At 63.6% G+C, this 17165-nt stretch carries 16 protein-coding genes; 12 read left to right on the forward strand and 4 right to left on the reverse strand.

Annotation, left to right across the window (positions count from 1 at the left end):
- The first annotated feature begins 11 nt into the window (after positions 1-11).
- The 5 genes from infB to pnp all read left to right on the forward strand — a co-directional run bounded on the left by infB (position 12) and on the right by pnp (position 7333).
- Complete coding sequence (gene infB, locus JJE66_RS09745) at positions 12-2690, forward strand: translation initiation factor IF-2 (RefSeq protein ID WP_200514071.1); 2679 nt, start codon at positions 12-14, stop codon at positions 2688-2690.
- A gap of 155 nt (positions 2691-2845) precedes the next feature.
- Positions 2846-3325: a 30S ribosome-binding factor RbfA gene (gene rbfA / locus JJE66_RS09750; RefSeq protein ID WP_200514072.1), complete on the forward strand. Its 480-nt coding sequence runs from the start codon at positions 2846-2848 to the stop codon at positions 3323-3325.
- Positions 3322-4440, forward strand: coding sequence for a tRNA pseudouridine(55) synthase TruB (gene truB, locus JJE66_RS09755; RefSeq protein WP_200514073.1), 1119 nt, complete (start codon positions 3322-3324; stop codon positions 4438-4440). Before rbfA ends, truB begins: the two co-directional genes overlap by 4 nt.
- Before the next feature lie 2 nt (positions 4441-4442).
- The gene (gene rpsO / locus JJE66_RS09760) at positions 4443-4712 is read left to right on the forward strand and encodes a 30S ribosomal protein S15 (protein WP_200514074.1); all 270 of its coding nucleotides are present in this window, start codon (positions 4443-4445) and stop codon (positions 4710-4712) included.
- Between the two features lie 464 nt (positions 4713-5176).
- Positions 5177-7333, forward strand: coding sequence for a polyribonucleotide nucleotidyltransferase (gene pnp, locus JJE66_RS09765; protein WP_200514075.1), 2157 nt, complete (start codon positions 5177-5179; stop codon positions 7331-7333).
- 78 nt (positions 7334-7411) lie between these two features.
- On the opposite strand, the gene katG is transcribed toward pnp, so the two are convergent.
- Positions 7412-9577, reverse strand: a complete 2166-nt coding sequence (katG, locus tag JJE66_RS09770; RefSeq protein ID WP_200514076.1) for a catalase/peroxidase HPI — start codon at positions 9575-9577, stop codon at positions 7412-7414.
- Between the two features lie 114 nt (positions 9578-9691).
- Between katG and JJE66_RS09775 the strand changes: the two genes are divergently transcribed.
- The 6 genes from JJE66_RS09775 to JJE66_RS09800 all read left to right on the forward strand — a co-directional run bounded on the left by JJE66_RS09775 (position 9692) and on the right by JJE66_RS09800 (position 13553).
- Positions 9692-10618, forward strand: a complete 927-nt coding sequence (locus JJE66_RS09775; RefSeq protein WP_200514077.1) for a hydrogen peroxide-inducible genes activator — start codon at positions 9692-9694, stop codon at positions 10616-10618.
- Positions 10619-10625: 7 nt separating this feature from the next.
- Positions 10626-11087, forward strand: coding sequence for a GNAT family N-acetyltransferase (locus JJE66_RS09780; RefSeq protein WP_200514078.1), 462 nt, complete (start codon positions 10626-10628; stop codon positions 11085-11087).
- A 90-nt stretch (positions 11088-11177) separates the two neighbouring features.
- A complete protein-coding gene (locus JJE66_RS09785) occupies positions 11178-12011 on the forward strand; it encodes a hypothetical protein (RefSeq protein WP_200514079.1) in 834 nt (277 codons plus the stop codon).
- 19 nt (positions 12012-12030) lie between these two features.
- Positions 12031-12405, forward strand: a complete 375-nt coding sequence (locus JJE66_RS09790) for a hypothetical protein (protein ID WP_200514080.1) — start codon at positions 12031-12033, stop codon at positions 12403-12405.
- A gap of 21 nt (positions 12406-12426) precedes the next feature.
- Positions 12427-12840: a hypothetical protein gene (locus JJE66_RS09795; protein ID WP_200514081.1), complete on the forward strand. Its 414-nt coding sequence runs from the start codon at positions 12427-12429 to the stop codon at positions 12838-12840.
- Between the two features lie 116 nt (positions 12841-12956).
- Positions 12957-13553 carry a glutathione S-transferase family protein gene (locus JJE66_RS09800; RefSeq protein WP_200514082.1) on the forward strand — a complete coding sequence of 199 codons (597 nt, stop codon included), beginning with the start codon at positions 12957-12959 and terminating at the stop codon, positions 13551-13553.
- Here the strand turns inward: JJE66_RS09800 and fabI are convergent.
- From fabI to fabA, 3 genes are all read right to left on the reverse strand, one after another.
- On the reverse strand, positions 13550-14350 hold the full coding sequence (gene fabI / locus JJE66_RS09805; protein ID WP_200514083.1) for an enoyl-ACP reductase FabI: 801 nt from the start codon (positions 14348-14350) through the stop codon (positions 13550-13552). The two genes, JJE66_RS09800 and fabI, sit on opposite strands and share 4 nt — an antisense overlap.
- A 135-nt stretch (positions 14351-14485) precedes the next feature.
- Entirely contained in the window at positions 14486-15709 is a 1224-nt protein-coding gene (fabB, locus tag JJE66_RS09810) for a beta-ketoacyl-ACP synthase I (RefSeq protein ID WP_200514084.1), read from the reverse strand.
- Between the two features lie 40 nt (positions 15710-15749).
- The gene (fabA, locus tag JJE66_RS09815; RefSeq protein WP_200515316.1) at positions 15750-16271 is read right to left on the reverse strand and encodes a bifunctional 3-hydroxydecanoyl-ACP dehydratase/trans-2-decenoyl-ACP isomerase; all 522 of its coding nucleotides are present in this window, start codon (positions 16269-16271) and stop codon (positions 15750-15752) included.
- Positions 16272-16615: 344 nt separating this feature from the next.
- Here fabA and irrA point away from each other — a divergent pair, with 344 nt between their 5' ends.
- The gene (gene irrA, locus JJE66_RS09820; RefSeq protein ID WP_200514085.1) at positions 16616-17107 is read left to right on the forward strand and encodes an iron response transcriptional regulator IrrA; all 492 of its coding nucleotides are present in this window, start codon (positions 16616-16618) and stop codon (positions 17105-17107) included.
- The last annotated feature ends 58 nt before the right edge of the window (positions 17108-17165 follow it).

Below are 17165 nucleotides of genomic sequence, written 5' to 3' on the forward strand. Positions count from 1 at the left end.
AGGACTGCTGAATGGTTGATACCAAGACCCCTGACGACAAGAAGCTGAGCGTTCCGAGCAAGACGCTATCGCTCAAGCCGCGCGTCGAAACGGGCACTGTGCGTCAGAGCTTCAGCCATGGCCGCAGCAAGCAGGTCGTGGTCGAGAAGCGCGGCAAGCGCCGCATCGACGGCAGCCCTGAGCCGCAGGCACCCACGGTTGTTGCTAAGCCGGCGCCAGCTGCACCCGCGCCCGCCCCATCACGCCCGGCGCCGCCGCGCAACTCCGGCTCCGGCGTCGTGCTGCGCACGCTGACCGAGGACGAACGCTCCGCCCGCGCCAGCGCGCTCGCCGACGCCAAGGTTCGCGAAGTCGAAGAGCGCCGCCAGGCCGAGGAAGAGGCCCAGCGCCGCACCGTCCGCGAAACCGCTGAGCGCGCCGAGCGCGAGGCCGCCGAATCCCGCCGCAAGGCCGAGGAAGAGCGCCATCGTCACGAGGACGAGGCCAAGCGCAAGGCCGAGACCGAGGCCAAGAAGCGTTTTGGCGAAGGCGAACAGCCGGCATCGGCCGTGCGCCCCGCAACGGCGGCACCGGCCGCTCCCGTGCCGCGGCCCACGACGGCCGCTCCGCGCCCGGGCACGACGACCGCTCGCCCGGCAACCACCGCTGCGCGGCCGGCCGGCCCCGCCGCTCGTGCCCCCGGCGTCGCAGCCGGACCGGACGAGGATGACGGTCCGCGCCAGATCCGCCGCGGTCCCGGCGGCGCCGCGCGTCCCGTGGTGGCCCCCAAGCCCACCCACAAGCCCGGCCCGCAGAAGGAGCGCGGGCGCCTGACGGTCGTCACCGCGCTCAATGCCGACGAGGTCCGCGAGCGCTCGATCGCCTCGTTCCGCCGCCGCACCCAGCGCCTGAAGGGCCATGCCGCGAACGAGCCGAAGGAAAAGCTCATCCGTGAGGTGGTCATTCCGGAAGCGATCACCATCCAGGAGCTCGCCAACCGCATGGCCGAGCGTGCGGTGGAAATCATCCGCATGCTGATGAAGCAGGGCGCGATTCACAAGATCACCGACGTGATCGACGCCGACACTGCGCAGCTGATTGCCGAAGAACTCGGCCACACCGTCAAGCGCGTCGCCGCGTCCGACGTTGAAGAAGGCCTGTTCGACGCCGTCGACGATTCCAACGACACCGAGACGCGTTCGCCGGTCGTCACCGTGATGGGCCACGTCGACCACGGCAAGACCTCGCTGCTCGACGCGCTCCGCCATGCCAACGTCGTCTCCGGCGAAGCCGGCGGCATCACCCAGCATATCGGCGCCTATCAGGTGCTGTCGCCCGAAAGCGGCAAGAAGATCACCTTCATCGATACGCCCGGCCACGCCGCATTCACCGCGATGCGCGCCCGCGGCGCCAAGGTCACCGACATCGTCGTGCTGGTGGTCGCGGCCGATGACGGCGTCATGCCGCAGACGATCGAAGCCATCAACCACGCCAAGGCCGCACGCGTGCCGATCATTGTTGCCATCAACAAGATCGACAAGCCCGACGCGAAGCCCGAGCGCGTGCGCACCGAGCTGCTCCAGCACGAGGTGCAGGTGGAATCGTTCGGCGGCGACGTCGTCGACGTCGAAGTGTCCGCCAAGAACAAGACCAATCTCGACAAGCTGCTCGAGATGATCGCGCTCCAGGCCGACATCCTCGACCTGAAGACCAATTCGGAACGTCCGGCCGAAGGCACCGTGATCGAAGCCAAGCTCGATCGCGGCCGCGGTCCGGTTGCGACCGTGCTGGTCCAGCGCGGCACGCTTCGTGTCGGCGACATCATCGTCGCTGGCGCCGAGATGGGCCGCGTCCGCGCGCTGATCTCGGATCAGGGCGAAACGGTGCAGGAAGCCGGTCCTTCCGTACCGGTCGAGGTGCTCGGCTTCAACGGTCCGCCGGAGGCCGGCGATCGTCTCGCCGTCGTCGAGAACGAAGCCCGCGCCCGCCAGGTCACCAGCTACCGCGCGCACCAGAAGCGCGAGAACGCGGCTGCCTCGATCTCCGGCATGCGCGGCTCGCTCGAGCAGATGATGTCGCAGTTGAAGACGGCGGGCCGCAAGGAATTCCCGCTGATCATCAAGGCCGACGTACAGGGCTCGCTGGAAGCCATCCTCGGCTCGCTGGAAAAGCTCGGCACCGACGAAGTCGCCGCCCGCATCCTGCATGCCGGCGTCGGCGGCATCTCGGAATCCGACGTGACGCTCGCAGAAGGCTTCAACGCCGCGATCATCGGCTTCTCGGTTCGTGCCAACAAGGAGGCGGCTGCGGCCGCCAAGCGCAACGGCATCGAGATCCGCTACTACAACATCATCTACGACCTCGTGGACGACGTGAAGAAGGCCATGAGCGGCCTGCTCGCGCCGACCTTGCGCGAAACCATGCTGGGCAATGCCGCGATCCTGGAGATCTTCAACATCTCCAAGGTCGGCAAGGTTGCCGGCTGCCGGGTCACCGACGGCACCGTGGAACGCGGCGCCAATGTGCGCCTGATCCGCGACAACGTCGTCGTGCACGAAGGCAAGCTGTCGACCCTGAAGCGCTTCAAGGACGAAGTGAAGGAAGTCCAGTCCGGTCAGGAATGCGGCATGGCCTTCGAGAACTACCACGACATGCGCGCCGGTGACGTGATCGAGTGTTATCGCGTGGAGACGATCCAGCGCTCCCTGTAAGTCCAAATCTTACCGAAGCGCGCGGATCTTTTTGAACTGCAATTGCGAGAGTGCGATGGCCGGATTTTTCCGGCCATCCACGCCTCATTCGCTCCAACAGGACAAATGACAATGCCCGTGTCCGAATGCGGGCATGACGAGGTGATTTCCAGACCATGCCCCGCCACCACCAGAAGAAAAGTTCCGCGCCCGGCGGCTCGCAGCGCCAGCTGCGCGTCGGTGAGCAGGTTCGCCACGCGATAGCCGAGATTCTGGCGCAAGGCAGCGTGCATGATGCGGACCTCGAAGGTCACATCATCACCGTGCCGGAGGTGCGGATGTCGCCCGACCTGAAGCTCGCGACGGTTTACGTGATGCCGCTCGGTGGCCGCGACACCGAGCTCGTCATCGCTGCGCTCGAGCGCAACAAGAAATTCCTGCGCGGCGAAGTCGCGCGGCGCGTTAACCTGAAATTTGCACCTGATCTTCGTTTCCGCGTCGACGAGCGATTCGACGAAGCGGAACGGATCGAGAAGCTTTTGCGAACACCTGCGGTGCAGAAGGACCTCGAACAGGACTTGGAACAGGACTTGGAACAGGACTTGGAACAGGACTTGGAACAGGATCCGGATTCGGATCGGGAAGAAGAGCAATGATGATGGACCCGGCTCACGGCACGATCGGCAGCGAAGAGCCCGATATGCGCGACATGCAGAAAAATAATTTTGCAGAGGTCGGCGGCGATGCTCAGCCGCAGCAGGAGGTGCGTCGCGTCAACAACGATCCGCGCGCGGCCAAGCAGAAGGGCAATCAACCGCGCCGCGACCGGCGCGACGTGCACGGCTGGGTCGTGCTCGACAAGCCGATCGGCATGACCTCGACGCAGGCCGTTGCCGTGCTCAAACGCCTGTTCAACGCCAAGCGCGCCGGCCACGCCGGTACGCTCGACCCGCTCGCCTCCGGCGGCTTGCCGATCGCACTTGGAGAGGCCACCAAGACGGTTCCTTTCGTGATGGACGGCCGCAAGCGCTACCAGTTCACCGTGTGCTGGGGCGAGGAGCGCGACACCGACGACATCGAGGGCCAAGTCACCGCGACCTCCGACCAGCGCCCGACCCGCGAGGCCATCGAGGCCCTGCTGCCCCGTTTCACGGGGGTGATCGAGCAGGTTCCGCCGCGCTATTCGGCGATCAAGGTCCAGGGCGAGCGCGCCTATGACCTGGCCCGCGACGGCGAGGTCGTGGAACTGGCGCCGCGCCCGGTCGAAATTCACCATTTAACCCTTGTTGATCAACCAGATAGCGACCGATCCGTGTTCGAAGCCGAGTGCGGCAAGGGCACCTATGTCCGGGCGCTGGCCCGCGATATGGGCCGGATTCTGGGCACTTTCGGCCACATCTGCGCGCTGCGGCGGACCCTGGTCGGCCCGTTTGACGAGAACGATATGATTCCGCTGGATCAGCTGGAGGCTTTGTGCGATAGAGCCGCGTCCGGCGAGGGAAGCCTCGCCGACGCGCTGATGCCCGTTGAGACCGCGCTGGACGACATCCCGGCACTGGCCGTCACTCGGGCTGATGCGGCAAGGCTCCATCGGGGCCAGGCCGTTTTGTTGCGCGGACGGGATGCGCCCACTAGTAGCGGCACAGTCTATGTCACGGTGGCAGGCCGACTTCTCGCGCTTGCCGAAGTTGGCAATGGCGAAATCATCCCCAAGCGTGTGTTCAACCTGACCGGCCTGACTGCCTCAACCGGTCGCAACGAGAGAAATTGACGATGTCGATTGCCGCAGAACGCAAAGCGGAAGTCATCAAGACGAATGCCAACAAAGTCGGCGACACCGGTTCGCCCGAGGTGCAGGTTGCGATCCTGTCGGAACGCATCGCCAACCTCACGAGCCATTTCAAGACTCACGTGAAGGACAACCATTCGCGTCGCGGCCTCTTGAAGCTGGTGTCGACCCGCCGCTCGCTCCTCGACTATGTGAAGAAGAAGGACGAGGCGCGCTACAAGGCGCTGCTCGAGAAGCACAACATTCGTCGTTAAGTGTTCCTGCGCGCGCCACCGGCGCGCGTTTTGGCGCGTGGCTTCGAACGAAAGCGCCTATTTTAGGGTTTTTGATCGAGGCTCACGCGCATGTCGGGTGCGGGCCCAAAGCGCGATAAGAATCGCACTTTGGATTGTTGTTTGAGCATGATCTTGTCGGAAAACCGCTTCGCACTTTTCCGGATCATACTCGAATGATGTTTCGTATCCGAGGCATGATGAGCGAAGACCGCTACTCGGTGTTCGCGTTCGTGCCGACTGACAGTCCAGCGGCAATCCGGCGGCTGGGCGCAACGGGCAAGGCGCCCGTATGACCCGAAAGGATGGACGCCATCCGACATCCAAAAACCATGGCAGGATCGCAGGACGCTGATCGCCCGCTCCGATCAGCGTCCCGCAATCTTGACATGGTTTTTGTTTTTCGAGCCGTCCCTTCTTTCGAGAACCCATGAAAGAAGACCTCTATGTTCAATAAGCATTCAGTCGAGATCGACTGGGGCGGACGCCCTCTCAAGCTTGAAACCGGCAAGATCGCACGCCAGGCCGACGGCGCCGTCGTTGCCACCTATGGCGAGACCGTGGTGCTCGCCACCGTCGTTGCGGCGAAGTCGCCGCGTGAAGGCGTCGATTTCCTGCCGCTGACCGTCGACTACCAGGAAAAGACCTACGCAGCCGGCCGCATTCCCGGCGGCTATTTCAAGCGCGAAGGACGTCCGACCGAGAAGGAGACGCTGGTCTCCCGCCTGATCGACCGTCCGATCCGTCCGCTGTTCGTCGACGGCTGGCGCAACGAGACCCAGGTGATCGTCACCGTGCTCTCGCACGACATGGAGAACGATCCCGATATCGTCGCACTGGTGGCCTCCTCGGCCGCGCTGACCCTGTCGGGCGCTCCCTTCAAGGGTCCGATCGGCGCCGCCCGCGTCGGCTTCGTCAATGACGAATACGTGCTCAACCCGACGCTCGACGAGATGGTCGACACCCAGCTCGACCTCGTCGTCGCCGGCACCGCCGACGCCGTGCTGATGGTGGAATCGGAAGCCAAGGAGCTGAACGAAGACATCATGCTCGGCGCGGTGATGTTCGGTCACCGCCACTTCCAGCCGGTCATCAACGCGATCATCGAGCTCGCCGAGAAGGCCGCGAAGGAGCCGCGCGAAGTCACCGTCATCGACAATTCCGCGCTCGAGAAGGAAATGCTCGGCCTCGTCGAGCAGGAGCTGCGCGCAGCCTACGCCATTCCGGTCAAGCAGGATCGCTACGCCGCGGTCGGCAAGGTCAAGGAAAAGGTGATCGCCCACTACTTCCCCGACGGGCAGGAGCCGAAATACGACAAGCTGCGCATCGGCGGCGTGTTCAAGGAGCTCGAGGCGAAGATCGTTCGCTGGAACATCCTCGACACCGGCAAGCGCATCGATGGCCGTGACAGCAAGACCGTGCGCAACATCGTCGCCGAAGTCGGCGTGCTGCCCCGCGCCCACGGTTCGGCGCTGTTCACCCGCGGTGAAACCCAGGCGATGGTCGTCACCACGCTCGGCACCGGCGAGGACGAGCAGTACATCGACGCGCTGTCCGGAACGTACAAAGAGACGTTCCTGCTGCACTACAACTTCCCTCCCTACTCGGTCGGTGAGACCGGCCGCCTCGGCGGCACCAAGCGTCGCGAAATCGGCCACGGCAAGCTGGCCTGGCGCGCGATCCACCCCGTGCTGCCGCCGTACCACGAATTCCCCTACACCACGCGCGTGGTGTCGGAGATCACCGAATCCAACGGCTCGTCGTCGATGGCTTCGGTCTGTGGCGCTTCGCTCGCGCTGATGGACGCCGGCGTGCCGTTGAAGCGGCCGACCGCGGGCATCGCGATGGGCCTGATCCTCGAAGACAAGCGCTTCGCGGTCCTCTCGGACATCCTCGGTGACGAGGATCATCTCGGCGACATGGACTTCAAGGTCGCCGGCACCGAGCAGGGCATCACCTCGCTCCAGATGGACATCAAGATCGAGGGCATCACCGAGGAGATCATGAAGGTCGCGCTCGGCCAGGCCAAGGATGGGCGCATCCACATCCTCGGCGAGATGGCCAAGGCGCTCACCAATGCCCGCGCCGAGCTCGGCGAATACGCGCCGCGCATCGAGACCTTCAAGATCGCCACCGACAAGATCCGCGAAGTGATCGGCACCGGCGGCAAGGTGATCCGCGAAATCGTCGAGAAGACCGGCGCCAAGGTCAACATCGAGGACGACGGCACCGTGAAGGTCGCCTCCAGCGACGGCGAGGCGATGAAGGCGGCGATCAAGTGGATCAAGTCGATCGCCTCGGATCCGGAAGTCGGCCAGATCTATGAAGGCACCGTCGTCAAGGTGATGGAGTTCGGCGCCTTCGTGAACTTCTTCGGCGCCAAGGACGGCCTGGTCCATATCAGCCAGCTCGCTTCGGCGCGCGTGCAGAAGACCTCCGACGTCGTCAAGGAAGGCGACAAGGTCAAGGTCAAGCTGCTCGGCTTCGACGATCGCGGCAAGACCCGCCTGTCGATGAAGGCGGTCGACCAGGAGACCGGCGAGGACCTCGAGGCCAAGGGCGGCGAGGGCGAGAAGGCCCCGCGCGAAGCAGCCGGCGAGTAATCGCTCCGCACACCATCAGAAACACGAAGGGCGGCCTCTCGGCCGCCCTTTTTGTTTGTCGCTCGCTGAACTCAGGGATCACGCCGCGATATCGAACCGGTCGAGGTTCATCACCTTGGTCCAGGCCTTCGCGAAGTCCTTCGCGAACTGCTGCTTGGCATCCGACGAGGCATAGACCTCGGCGAAGGCGCGGAGCTGCGAGTGCGCGCCGAAGATCAGATCGGCGCGCGTGCCGGTCCACTTCACCGCATTGGTCTTGCGGTCGCGGCCCTCATAGGTGCCGTCGGCCGCCGGCGTCCACTGCGTGCTCATGTCGAGCAGATTGACGAAGAAGTCGTTGCTCAACGTACCGACCTTCGAGGTCAAGACGCCGTTCTTCGAACCACCGGCATTGGCGCCGAGCACGCGCAGGCCACCGACCAGCACGGTGAGTTCAGGTCCGCTCAGCTTCAGAAGCTGCGCGCGATCGACGAGCGCTTCTTCCTGCTGCAGGAACTGCTGCTTCTTGCCGACAAAGTTGCGGAAGCCATCGGCCCGCGGCTCCAGCGGTGCGAAGGAAGCAGCATCGGTCTGCTCCTGCGAAGCATCCATGCGGCCCGGCGTGAAGGCGACCTTCACGTCGACACCGGCATCCTTCGCAGCCTTCTCGACCGCGGCAGAACCGCCGAGAACGATGAGGTCCGCGAGAGAGACTTTCTTCGCGCCGGATGACGCGTTGAAGTCCTTCTGGATCGCTTCGAGCTTGCCGAGCACCTTCGAGAGCTGGGCCGGCTCGTTGACTTCCCAGTCCTTTTGCGGGGCAAGACGGATACGCGCACCGTTGGCACCACCGCGCTTGTCCGAGCCACGGAACGTCGAGGCCGACGCCCAAGCGGTCGAGACCAGCTCGGAGACCGAGAGGCCGGAGCCCAGGATCTTGGTCTTCAGCGCGGCGATGTCCTGGTCGCTGACCAGCTCGTGATTCACGGCCGGAATCGGATCCTGCCAGATCAGCGTCTCCTTCGGCACCAACGGGCCGAGATAGCGCACGACCGGACCCATGTCGCGATGAGTGAGCTTGAACCAGGCGCGGGCGAAGGCGTCCGCGAACTGATCGGGATGCTCGTAGAAGCGGCGCGAGATCTTCTCATAGGCCGGATCCATGCGCAGCGAGAGGTCGGTCGTCAGCATCGTCGGTCGATGCTTCTTCGACTTGTCGAAGGCATCCGGAATGATGGCATCGGCGCCCTTGGCCGTCCACTGGTTCGCACCGCCCGGGCTCTTCGTCAGCTCCCATTCGTACTTGAACAGGTTCTCGAAGAAGTTGTTGCTCCACTTCGTCGGCGTCGTCGTCCACGTCACCTCGAGACCGCTGGTGATGGAATCGCCCGCCAGGCCAGACGCGTGCTTGCTCTTCCAGCCGAGGCCCTGATCTTCCAGCGCGCCCGCTTCCGGCTCCGGTCCGACCAGCGACGGATCGCCGGCACCATGGGTCTTGCCGAAGGTATGACCGCCGGCGATCAGCGCCACGGTTTCCTCGTCGTTCATCGCCATGCGGAAGAAGGTCTCGCGGATGTCCTTGGCCGCAGCGACCGGATCGGGCTTACCGTTCGGACCTTCCGGATTGACGTAGATGAGGCCCATCTGCACCGCACCGAGCGGCTCGGCGAGCTGGCGTTCGCCGCTGTAGCGTTCATCGCCCAGCCACGTGCCTTCAGGACCCCAATAAAGCTCTTCCGGCTCCCAGACGTCGGCACGGCCACCGGCAAAGCCGAAGGTCTTGAAGCCCATCGACTCCAGGGCGACGTTGCCGGCCAGCACCATCAGATCGGCCCAGGAAATCTTGCGGCCGTATTTCTGCTTGATCGGCCAGAGCAGCCGGCGCGCCTTGTCGAGGTTGGCGTTGTCAGGCCAGCTGTTGAGCGGGGCGAAACGCTGCTGACCGGCGCCGGCGCCGCCGCGACCGTCGGTAATGCGATAGGTGCCTGCGCTGTGCCAGGCCATGCGGATCATGAGGCCGCCATAGTGGCCGAAATCGCCGGGCCACCATTCCTGCGAATCCGTCATCAGCGCGGTCAGATCCTTGATGACCGCGTTCAGATCGAGCGTCTTGAACTCCTTGGCGTAGTCGAACGCCTCGCCCATCGGATCGGACAGGCCGGAATTCTTGTGCAGCATCTCGATGCTGAGATTGGTGGGCCACCAATCGCGGTTCGCTGGCACGCGTTTGCCGCCCGAAAACGGGCACTTTGAAGAGTCGTCCATGAATACCTCCTCTGGTGGCGTCGAACTCGCGCCATTGACCAGGTAGGAGCACTCTAAGCGCCGCGTTCGATCAGGGGAAGTTGACTTTAATGATCGCTGCGATAGGATTTTCTGATGATCAACGTCACGATGCGCCAGCTGCGATATTTCGACGCGCTGGCACGGCATGGTCATTTTGGCCGGGCGGCAGAATCCTGTTCCATCTCGCAGCCGGCGCTGTCGATGCAGATCAAGGAACTGGAGGAAGCGCTCGGCGGACTGCTGCTGGAGCGCAGCGCCCGGCAGGTCGCGCTGACCCGGTTCGGCGAGGAACTCGCCCCGCGCGTCCGTGACATCCTGCGCTCGGTCGACGAACTCGGCGATTTCGCCCGCGCCTCGCAGGACCGCTTTGCGGGCCGACTGCGGATCGGCATGATTCCGACGATCGCGCCGTATCTGCTGCCCAAGATCACCAAGAATCTCACACGCATGCATCCCGAGCTCGATATCCGCGTGCGCGAGACGATGACGCCGCGGCTGATCCAGGAACTGGTCGAGGGCCGGCTCGACACCGCGATCGTCGCGCTGCCGGTGTCTGAGCCCTCGCTCACCGAGGTCGCCCTGTTCGAGGAGAAATTTCTGCTGGTGCGGCCGGGCACGGATGCGGGCACGCCGGTGCCGTCGCGCGAGATGATGCGGGAGATGCGGCTGCTGCTGCTCGAAGAAGGACATTGTTTTCGCGACCAGGCGCTGTCGTTCTGCAACATGCAATCGGCGCCGCCGCGCGAGATGCTGGACGCGAATTCGCTGTCGACGCTGGTGCAGATGGTAGCCGCCGGCATCGGCGTCACCCTGATTCCGGAGATGGCAGTGTCGGTGGAAACGCGATCGGCCTCGGTCTCGCTGTCGCGCTTCCGCGATCCCGAGCCCTCGCGCACCATTGGCATGGTCTGGCGCAAGACCAGTCCGCTGGCGCGGCAGCTGCTGCAGATCTCCGAGGTGGTGTGCCTGTCGGCCGGCAAGGCGCGGCCAAAGCAGGCTGCACGCAGCCCGCGGGCTTGAGGCGTCAATGTCAGATCCGATCATCCGCCCTGCGCGCGCTGAGGAATATGACGAGATCGGCCGTGTCTGGATGGAAAGCTGGGTCTCGACCGGACTTGGCGAGGCCAGCGACTTCCTGCTGGCAAATTTGCGTGCACGCATCAGGCGAGAGATGGAGGACGGCTGGAGCCTGTTCGTCGCCGACGACAACGGTACGATCGCCGCGATGCTCGCGCTGCATCTGCCAAAACGCTATCTCGATATGCTTTTCGTCGGGCCCGCCTATCAGGGGCAATCGCTCGGGCGGAAGTTGCTCGCCTTCACGCGCACGCGGATGCCCGACGAAATCTGCCTCCGCTGCATCCGTGAGAACGAAAAGGCCTGGCGCTGGTACGAGCGCGAAGGTTTTGTGTTCGAGAAGGAAAAGATCGAACCGTCGAACGGGTTCGTGATGAAGTATTATCGGTGGAAGCGGCAGCCCACCGGATAGGCGGTGGCGGCTGGATGCAGCTTGCGGTTGTCACAATCTCAACCTAGTGTGGCGTGTCCGATAACCTCCTGCCGCCGATCCCCGGAATCCATGGTTCGAATTGCTATCTCGGTCATCGCCCTGTTGTCCCTTTTAACCCAGGCAACCGCGCAAGCTCCTCCCGCAACCACCGCCCCTCCCGCTCAAACTGCGACACCGGCAAAACCGGCGGCCAAGAAGGCGGCGAAGCCGAAGGCGCCAGCCAAGCTCGCAGAGCCTGCGACTGCCGGTCCTTGCGGCGTCGGCGTGATTGCTGCCACGCAGGACCTGTTCGTCGTCCAGAAGATCGGCCTCACCGTGTTCGGCAACGATTACGCCGAAGTGCCGGTGTCATGGGGTCTCGACGACCTCACCTTCGCGCGAGTGCGCGCGGCCGCCGGGACAACGCCGGTACGCCGGATCCCTTACGCCAAGGGCGCCTTCGATTCCTATTATCATCCGAAGGGTGGCCTGTTTCGCAACCGGCGCGAGGAGCTTTCGAACCTGGTCCGCGGAATTGCCGGCAATGCCGGCTGCGAGCGCTATGTCGTCGTCATGCGCAGCGAAGGCCAGCTTGACGGGACCAATCAGTCCCTCAACGGTGTCGGCATCTTCAGCCGGGGCGTCGGCATGATCTCTTACGCCTATGTCTTCATCCATGTCGGCGTGATCGTGGTCGACGGCCACACATTCGAAATCAGGAAGGGTCCCGCCGTGACAGTCGAGGGTGTCATGAAGCATCTGGCCGATAACTTTGTCGACAATGAATTCCTGCGGAAAGTGGACAAATCCACTTTCCCGGAGACGGCGGCGGACGCCGCCAACAATACCGTCTTGCGCGACACCACGCGCGACTTTCTGACAAAACGGCTGGACAAGATCCTGCCCCCGTATTTCGCGCAATGAGACGCGTTGGCGTGTGACAATGAATATTCTCGCCGTTGTCGCAATGGCCTCATATGCGCTGCTGTCCCCGAGCGGCGGACAGGTGCAGTTTGGGCCAAGACCGGAGGCGGTCAGACCGGCCGCTAAGAAGCCGACTGTCGCTCCTCGTGCGCCCGCAGACGCGGGCCCTTGTCAGATCGGCGTGATCCCGATCGCAGGCGACCTGTTCATGGTCGAGAAATTCGGTCCCCTAAAGTTTCTCGACAAGTACATGCGCACGTCGGTCACGGCGTGGGCGCTCGACGACCTCGTCGTCTCCCGCGTTCGTGCCGCTGCACCCGGCATTTCCGTACGCAGGATTCCTTACACGCGGGAGGAACTTAGGTCCGGGGGCCGACAAAAGCAGAATCCATAGTTCTATCGTGCCGAAGCCGACGTGAAGGGCTTTGTTCAATTTCTAGCGCCAAAGGTCCGCTGTGATCGCTACCTCGTCGTCCACCGGCACGGCGGAACGCAGCGGGAATACGGTATTGGCATCTCACAATACCCCTATGGCGGGCCCGTGCATCTCTTCGCGATGATGCTCGTCCGCATCTATGACGGCCGGACTTTCGAGCTGATCAAGGAGGCGCCGGCCTTGATGACCGAAGACACCTATATCGCGCGCATGACGCACAATTTTCTCGGCGGCCCCTCGATGCAGTTGGATCCTGCGATGTTTCCCGAAAAGCCAGCGGAAGTGGTCAACAACACGGTGATGCGCAACGGGGTGCGAACGATGATTATCAGGAGTCTCGACAAGACGCTTCCGGCCCTGTTGCAACGTGAGACATCGCCTTCGTCGCGTTGATCAAGTTATCGCTCGCAGAGCGGCGCTTCCTTTTAGGCGTAGTGCGTTGCGAATGCGCTGCAAACGCGCCACGAATTGCGCGCCACTCGTTTCTCGCCGATGGAAGGTTTCGCACCATGATCAAGCTCTATTGGTCACCTCGCTCGCGCTCGTTCTCGACGCTCTGGCTGATGGAAGAGAGCGGCCTTCCCTACGAGCGCATACTGACCGACATTTCGACGGGCGCGCAGAAGGCGCCGGACTATTTGAAGGTCAATCCGATGGGCAAGGTGCCGGCGCTCGCCGACGGCGATGCTGCCCTCGGCGAGGCTGCCGCGATCTGCGCCTATATCGCCGACCGCTATCCGGAGACGAAGCTCGCGCCAGATGTGACCGATCCGCGCCGCGCGCGCTATCTGCAATGGCTGTTCTTCTCGCCGAGCTGCATCGAGCCGGCGATCATCCAGATCTTCACCAAGATCGAGGTGCCGAGTTCGACCGCAGCCTGGGGGAGCGCGACGCAAGTGTTCGACGTGCTCGAGGCGGCGCTCGCCAAGGGGCCATGGATTCTCGGCGGGGAATTTTCAGCCGCCGACATCACGGTCGGTTCGGGTCTGAATTTCGCGGTCCGCCTGTTCAAGATGGTGGCGCCGCGTCCGGCTTTCGATGCTTACATTGCGCGCTGCGTGGCACGGCCGGCGTTCCAGCGTGCGGAGAAGATCGCGGCCGGTTAGCCTTCCGCCTTCAGGTCGTCCGGCCTCGGCATCAGGACGGTGTTGTAACCGGAATCGACATAATGGATTTCGCCGGTGACGCCGCCGGAGAGATCCGACAACAGATACAGCGCGGAGCCGCCGAGATCGTCGAGCGTGACGCCACGGCGGAGCGGCGAATGTTTTTGCATGAATGCAAACATCGCGCGCGCCTCGCCGATGCCGGAACCGGCGAGCGTGCGGATGGGGCCGGCTGAGATCGCGTTGACGCGGATGCCGCGCGGCCCGAAGTCGGAGGCGAGATATCGCACCGAGGCTTCCAGCGCCGCCTTGGCCACGCCCATCACGTTGTAATTCGGCATCGCGCGCTCCGAGGCGCCGAAGGTCAGCGTGATCATGCTGCCGCCCTCCATCATCAGCTCGGCGGCACGTTTGGCGACCTCCGTGAACGAGAAGCAGGAGATCACCATGGTGCGCGAAAAATTCTCGCGGCTGGTGTCGGCATAGCGGCCCTTCAGCTCGTTCTTGTCGGCGAAGCCGATGGCGTGGATGACGAAATCGAGCTTGCCCCATGTCTCGCGCAGCACAGCGAAAGTGGCATCGACGCTGGCGATGTCTTCGACGTCGCAGGGCAGCACCAGATCCACGCCAAGCGATTCCGCCAGCGGCTTGACGCGCTTGCCCAAAGCCTCGCCCTGGAAGGTGAAGGCGAGCTCGGCGCCGTGGGCATGCAGCGTCCTCGCCATGCCCCAGGCGATCGAATGATCATTGGCGATGCCCATGATCAGACCGCGCTTGCCCTTCATCAAACCTTCCATCTCTCGACTACTCTCCGCTGTCCGTCATGCCCGGGCTCGTCCCGGGCATCCACGTTCTTCCGCAACCGGTAACAAAGACGTGGATGGCCGGGACGAGCCCGGCCATGACGAAACTGCCAGTGTGCGCGCAAGGCCTCACACATCCAGCCGGCTGAACACCAGCGTGGCGTTGGTGCCGCCGAAGCCGAACGAGTTCGACAGCACGGTGCCGATTTTGACGTTGTCGATGCGCTTGCGCACGATCGGCATGTCGGCGAACACGGGGTCGAGCTCCTGGATGTGCGCGCTCTCGCAGATGAAGCCGTTGTTCATCATCAGCAGCGAATAGATCGCTTCCTGCACGCCGGTCGCGCCCAGCGAGTGGCCGGTCAGCGCCTTGGTCGCCGAAATCGGCGGGCACTTCTCGCCGGCGCCGAACACGCGGCGGAGCGCGTCGATCTCCGGCGGATCGCCGGCCGGAGTCGAGGTCGCGTGCGGATTGATGTAGTCGACCTTGGTCTTCACGGTCGACATCGCCATGCGCATGCAGCGCTCGGCGCCTTCGCCTGACGGCGCGACCATGTCGTAGCCGTCCGACGTCGCGCCATAGCCGACGATCTCGCCGTAGATGCGCGCGCCGCGCGCCTTGGCATGCTCGAGCTCTTCCAGCACCAGCACGCCGGCGCCGCCGGCGATGACGAAGCCGTCGCGGTTGACGTCATAGGGACGCGACGCAGTGGCGGGCGTGTCGTTGTACTTGGACGACATCGCGCCCATCGCGTCGAACAGCACCGACAGCGACCAGTCCAGCTCCTCGCAGCCGCCGGCGAAGATGACGTCCTGCTTGCCGATCTGGATCGTCTCATAGGCGTTGCCGACGCAGTGGTTCGAGGTCGCGCAGGCCGAGGAGATCGAATAGTTCACGCCCTTGATCTTGAACCAGGTCGCAAGCGTCGCGGATGCCGTCGATGACATCGCCTTCGGCACTGCAAACGGACCGACGCGCTTCGGTCCCTTGGTGCGAGTGATGTCGGCGGCCTCGACGATGGTCCGCGCGGACGGTCCGCCGGAGCCCATGATGATGCCGGTGCGGATGTTGGAGACTTCGTCGGGGCCGAGACCGGAGTCCTGGATCGCCTGCTCCATCGCAATGTGATTCCACGCCGCACCCTGGGCGAGGAAGCGCATCGCACGCCGGTCGACAATCGTCGCAGGATCGAGCGTCGGTGCACCCTGCACCTGCGAACGGAAGCCGAGCTCGGCATATTTCTCAGCCCGCGAAATGCCCGACTTTGCCTCGTGAAGGCTCGCAAGCACTTCCTGGGTGTTGTTTCCGATCGACGAGACGATGCCCATCCCGGTGACCACAACCCGCCTCATGACAGCCTCGCCTATGTCGTTGTCTTCTTGGTGATGCGCGTTAGCCCAGGCTCGTGCCCTGCTTGAACAGGCCGACCTTCAGATCCTTCGCGCGATAGATAATCTGGTCGTCGACCGAAAGCCACCCGTCGGCAATGCCGAGCACCAGCTTTGAACGCATCACGCGCTTCATGTCGACGTTGTACACAACCTTGCGGGCCTCGGGCAGCACCTGGCCGCCGAACTTCAACTCGCTCAGGCCAAGCGCGCGGCCGCGACCTTCGCCGCCGATCCAGCCCAGGTAGAATCCGACCATTTGCCACAGCGCATCGAGACCGAGACAGCCGGGCATGACGGGATCGTTCTTGAAATGGCAACCGAAGAACCAGAGGTCGGCCTTCACGTCGAGCTCGGCGCGCACCACGCCCTTGCCGAACTCGCCGCCATTTTCGTTAATTTCGGCGATGCGGTCGAACATAAGCATCGGCGGCAGAGGCAATTGTGCATTGCCCGGACCGAACATCTCGCCCCGGGCACACGCCAGCAGATCTTCGTACTCGTAGCCGTTGCGCCTGTTCAGCATGCGGAAGCCTCTGTTTGAACCCCGATTGAACGGCGTTTCTGGCAAAAATCGGCCCCGTTCGGAAAGCAAACCACTTGCCGTCGTCAGGCGTGAATACCGGAGCCCGGATGGACTGCGGGCCAAGCCTCAATGCCTGGCTGCGCCAAAATCGGTTAAGCGGAACCGCGCGCTCTCTAACACAGGGCATTTCGGGTGGCAAAGCAGTCTCATGAAGGTAAAATGACGGGGGCTCCGCCCGGTTCCTCGCTTGATTAGAACCGCTCTAGTTGCGAGAAACTTGCATCTGCATCTATCTGTCCATATATTGCCGCTAGATAGTGTTCACGCGTGCCCGAATTCTGGAAATGAGCGAAAACAACGCGATCCATCACGACGAAGACGCCCATGCGGCGGCCCTTCTGTCCGGCCGCCAGCCGGCCCTGACCGGCTGTCCCTGGCACGACGTCAACGAAATGCTCCAGTCCGCCGGCCTCCGCCCGACGCGCCAGCGCATGGCGCTCGGCTGGCTGCTGTTCGGCAAGGGTGCGCGCCACCTCACGGCTGAAATGCTCTATGAGGAAGCAACGCTGGCCAAGGTCCCGGTCTCGCTCGCGACCGTCTACAACACGCTGAACCAGCTGACCGATGCCGGCCTGCTGCGCCAGGTCAGTGTCGACGGCACCAAGACCTATTTCGACACCAACGTCACCACCCACCATCACTACTACCTCGAGAACAGCCACGAACTGGTCGATATCGAGGATCCGCATCTGGCGCTGTCCAAGATGCCGGAGGTGCCGGAAGGTTACGAAATCGCGCGCATCGACATGGTCGTGCGCCTGCGCAAGAAGCGCTGATATTTCCCTAAGCTAAGAGAGACGCCGTTACGGCCGGGCTTCGTCCCGGCCATTATCG

Source organism: Bradyrhizobium diazoefficiens, assembly GCF_016612535.1.
GTDB lineage: Bacteria > Pseudomonadota > Alphaproteobacteria > Rhizobiales > Xanthobacteraceae > Bradyrhizobium > Bradyrhizobium diazoefficiens_C.